Origin of the sequence: Parafrankia sp. Ea1.12 (genome assembly GCF_900465275.1) — a bacterium.
GTDB classification, from domain to species: Bacteria; Actinomycetota; Actinomycetes; order Frankiales; family Frankiaceae; genus Parafrankia; species Parafrankia soli.
This window is the reverse complement of record NZ_UBIZ01000622.1, coordinates 1-3,931: the sequence shown is the minus strand read 5'-3', so window position 1 is coordinate 3,931 and position 3,931 is coordinate 1. Positions and strand designations below refer to the sequence as shown.

Here is a 3,931-nt window from a genome sequence, read left to right as displayed (position 1 = left end):
CCCGTCGACGCGGTGGACCCGTTGGACGTCTCGAACGCCATCGCCTGGCTGGTGTCGGATGACGCGCGGTACGTGACCGGCACCGTCGTCCCGGTCGACGCCGGCCAGCTGAACAAGCGGTAACACACGGAGTGCGCGAAGCGGGTGCGGCGGGTGCGGTGGGTTCACCGCACCCGCCGGGTCCGAGGGGGCTACGGCGCGAGCAGGTCCAGCGTGCCGAGGTCGCGGATCGCGGCGCACGCGTTTGTGATCATGGAGAGGAACATCCGGTCGGAGCTCTCGGTGGGCTCGTTGGTCGCATAGACGGAGCCGAGCACGGTGAGCAGCGGTGCCTGCGGGGTTCCGAGCCGGTAGTCCCGGAAGCACTCGTCGAGCGGGTAGTCGTCGACCCCCATCCGGACGAGCCGCTTGTGGTAGGTGCGGACCAGGTTCTTTTCCTGGGCGCGTCGGAGTGCGGGTGGCAGTGCGGTGGCCAGGAAGTAGGCGACGTCGCGGCCGGCGAAGCCGATCTCCAGCGACTGCCAGTCGAGGGCCGTCACCTCACGGGACGCCGTGAGCCCGTGGGACTCGGCTGACTCGTGCGACTCGCCTGCCGCGCGCGGCTCCGTGAACAGGAGGTTGTCGAGCCGGTAGTCGCCGTGGATCAGCGTGTGGCGGGTGCCGACGTGCCGGCCCCACCGAGCGAGGAGATCGGCCGTGCGGAGCAGTGTGTCCGTGTCGGTCGGTGCGAGACGGTCGCGGAACCGGTCGAGGAACGGGGCCATGGCCCCGGCGAAGACCTCGCTGAGGAAGCCGAGCGCGGCCTCGTCCGTCCGGCGTAACCAGTCGGCGCCGTCGGCGAGATCCGGCTTGTTCCAGAACGGGCCGTGCAGGCCGGCGAGGTTACGCAGCGCGGCTTCGGCCTGGCGGACGTCGCAGCCCTCCACCTGGAGACCGGGCCGTGCCGGGTGCCCGTCCTCGAGCACCAGCGTGAAGCTCCGGCCGTCGGCGCTGATGTCGGCGCTCCACACCGCGGCACCCGGATCCGGGCGGACGGAGCGAACCGGGTGTAGTAGCCCACCTCGCTGCGGTAGCCGGGGGCGATCTGGCCGCGGCCCTCGGGGGAGCCGGCGGCCATCTTGAGTACCACGGAGGAGGGCACCTGGTCGGTGCCGCCGGGCCGGACGCCGGTGCCGCCAGGCCGGACGTCGAGGTGGAAGCGGTAACTGGAGCTCAGCTGGCCGCCCCCGACGGGTTGGTGGCGCAGCCCTACGACCTCGGTGTCGGTGCCGCCCCGGCGCAGCGCGCCGGTCATCCACTCGGGGGTGACCGTGTTGGGGTCGTCGACGATCCACCCCGGCTGTCCACCTGCCGGTTCGGTCATGCTGGGCCTCCGGAGGAGCTCGGGTCGGTGTCCGCGGCGGGCGTGAGGCTCAGGTGATCGTGTAGCGGATGGGGAGGTGCTTGGGTCCGCCGACGAACAGGGTCTGCATGTATTCGGGTGTGCCGGCTAGTTCGATCTCGTGTAGCCGGGGGACGAGTTCGGTGTAGAGGGCGCGTGCCTCGAGTCGGGCGAGGTGGGTGCCCAGGCAGTAGTGGGCGCCGAAACCGAAACCGACGTGCTTGTTCGGGGTTCGGCCGACGTCGAAGGCGTTGGGGTCGGTGAAGACGTCCTCGTCCCGGTTGGCGGATGGGTAGGACAGCAGCACCGACTCCCCGGCCGAGATCCGGACACCGCGGAGGGCGGTGTCCTCGGTGGCGGTGCGCATGAAGTGCTTGACGGGGGATACCCAGCGGATCATCTCGTCGACCGCGGTGGGCACCAGGCCCGGGTCCGCGGCGAGGCGCCGCCACTGGTCCGGGTGTTCGAGTAGGGCGTGCAGCCCGCCGGAGATCGCCGCGCTCGTCGTGTCGTGACCGGCGGTGGCGATCAGGACATAGTACCCGACCGCCTCCAGTTCGCCGATCGGTTCGCCGCCGATCGTGGCGTTGGCGATCACTGAGCCGAGGTCGTCGGTCGGTGTCGTGCGGCGGTCCGCGATCACTGTCTGGAAGTACTGGAAGAAGTCCAGCAGGGTGTCCAGGGCGGCGGTGTCGCTCGGGTTGCGGGCGAGGTCGACGTCGTCGGAGCCGAACAGTTCCTGGGTGAGTGTGAGCATCCTCGGGAAGTCCTGCTCGGGTAGCCCGAGCAGGGAGAGGATGACGTAGAGGGGATAGTGCGCGGCGATGTCGGTGACGAAGTCGCATTCGCCGCCGAGATCGGCCATGTGGTCGACGTAGCGTTTCGCGAGCTGGGCGATGCGGTCGGATAACCGCCGGATGCCGGCCGGCTTGAACCAGTCGGCGCTGATGTGCCGGTAGACCGGGTGGTCCGGCGCGTCCATCTGTACCAGCGAACGTATCGGCGGCGCGGGCGCGGCCGGGTCCTGGCTGACGGCCGTCCGTGGCGCGTTGTGCCAGCGCTCGGAGTCCCGGGAGATCGTCATGACGTCCTCGTGTCGGGTGACCGCCCAGAACGGCGCGAAGCCCGCCGTCTCGACCCGGTGCACCGGCGAGTGGCGGCGCAGCAGCGCGGTGGCGGTGTGCCACCGTTTCTCGTCCGCGTACGCCGTCGGGTCGGTGAAGACGCTGCCCGCTTCGTCGAGATCCATGATCAGTCCTTCCGGTGGCACGAACGGGGCGAATCTCGCTTCGTGCCCGGTGGGTGTTGTGGCCCCTGGTCGCGGGCGTCGCGCACGACCGGAGAGTAGCAAAATATCTAGTTCTTTTGCGGTTGTTGGATTCGTTGGCAGGTTAGGCGCCCGTCGCCGGTCAGCCGCGCCGGGCGCCGGTCGGACCTGTCGTCGCTGGCCGGACCTGTTGTCGTCGGCCGGACGGCTACCGCGGTTTGGCGTCGGCGAGCCGGGCCGTCGCGACGGCGCCCAGCTTCCCGGTCCCGGCGTCGGTGAGGTGCACCAGGCAGACCTCGCCGTGCCTGTCGGCCACCGCGCGCGCTGGTCCGACCGAGAACGGCCGCAGGTAACGGATGCCGAGAGCGGTCACCACCGTCGGTCCTTGGGCGGATGAGGTTGCTGCCTCCTCGGTGGCGAGCGCGACGAGGCCGCCCTGGATGGCGCCGCCTGCGTTGAGGCCGTCGGCCCGGTGGGGTACCTCGACGGTGCCGGGAGCCACGATGACGCTGCCGACCCGCTCGGTGAGGGGTACCGGCAGCCGGAAGGGTCCCTCGGGTAGTCCGGCCAGGGCGCCGTGGGAGAAGACGTGGTCGGGGTTCGGGGAGGTGACGAACGACGTGTGGCAGACGGCGGTCAGGGTCCCGGAGGTCTCGTTGCGGAACTGTGTCTCGCAGACGGCGACCGTCCGGCCGGCCTTGACGGTTCTTGCCTTGAGGGAGATCGTGTCGCCGATCTCGGCTGGTTCGACGACCTGCACGTCGAGGTCGAGGGTGAGGGCTGGCCGGGGTGCGGTCAGGTTCAGGGCGAGCACGCCTGTGACGATGTCGGCCCAGGTCGCCAGCACGGATGTCCGCAGGGCGGTCGTGCCGGGGACGCACAGCTCGGCGAACACGTCGGCGCGCCCGGTGGCGACGCCGTCGTCGACCGAGAAGCCCAGGCCGAGCTCCATGACGATGTGCCGCACATCGTCCACGTTGCCGCGATTGCCACCATTGTCGACGGTGTTCACGAGATCGCCCCTTCGCTGCCTTGGTCGCACGGCCTCCTGGCCGCGCGGCCGGCGGACGTCGAGCGTCTCAGTCCTGGTTGCCGAATGGTTTGTAGGGCAGGGTCGGGTTGCCCTGTGCGTTGAGGGTTGTCATCAGTCCGCCTTGGGTGCAGGCGGCGGGTACGAGTGGGTTGGTTGTGCCGTTGCAGTGGAAGGTCAGGCCGGGGGCTGCGGGTAGTGGCAGTTCGGGTGCTGAGCGGATCTTCTCGATGAGTCGGGTGGGGGTGATGTT

Annotated in this window: 4 protein-coding genes and 1 pseudogene; 1 reads left to right on the top strand and 4 read right to left on the bottom strand. The window is 70.0% G+C overall.

The window, feature by feature from the left end; translation table 11 throughout:
- On the top strand, positions 1 to 123 hold a 123-nt coding region (locus tag FMEAI12_RS33590), incomplete at its 5' end, for an SDR family oxidoreductase (RefSeq protein WP_146776710.1).
- A gap of 68 nt (positions 124 to 191) precedes the next feature.
- Here the strand turns inward: FMEAI12_RS33590 and FMEAI12_RS33585 are convergent.
- The 4 genes and pseudogenes from FMEAI12_RS33585 to FMEAI12_RS33570 all read right to left on the bottom strand — a co-directional run.
- Entirely contained in the window at positions 192 to 1,010 is an 819-nt protein-coding gene (locus tag FMEAI12_RS33585) for an ecdysteroid 22-kinase family protein (protein WP_235014996.1), read from the bottom strand.
- Positions 1,011 to 1,412: 402 nt separating this feature from the next.
- Complete coding sequence (locus FMEAI12_RS33580) at positions 1,413 to 2,630, bottom strand: cytochrome P450 (protein ID WP_112109135.1); 1,218 nt, start codon at positions 2,628 to 2,630, stop codon at positions 1,413 to 1,415.
- A 226-nt stretch (positions 2,631 to 2,856) separates the two neighbouring features.
- Positions 2,857 to 3,660, bottom strand: a complete 804-nt coding sequence (locus FMEAI12_RS33575; RefSeq protein WP_112109134.1) for a hotdog domain-containing protein — start codon at positions 3,658 to 3,660, stop codon at positions 2,857 to 2,859.
- Positions 3,661 to 3,727: 67 nt separating this feature from the next.
- A pseudogene (locus tag FMEAI12_RS33570) lies at positions 3,728 to 3,931 on the bottom strand (branched-chain amino acid ABC transporter substrate-binding protein); the annotation flags it as partial.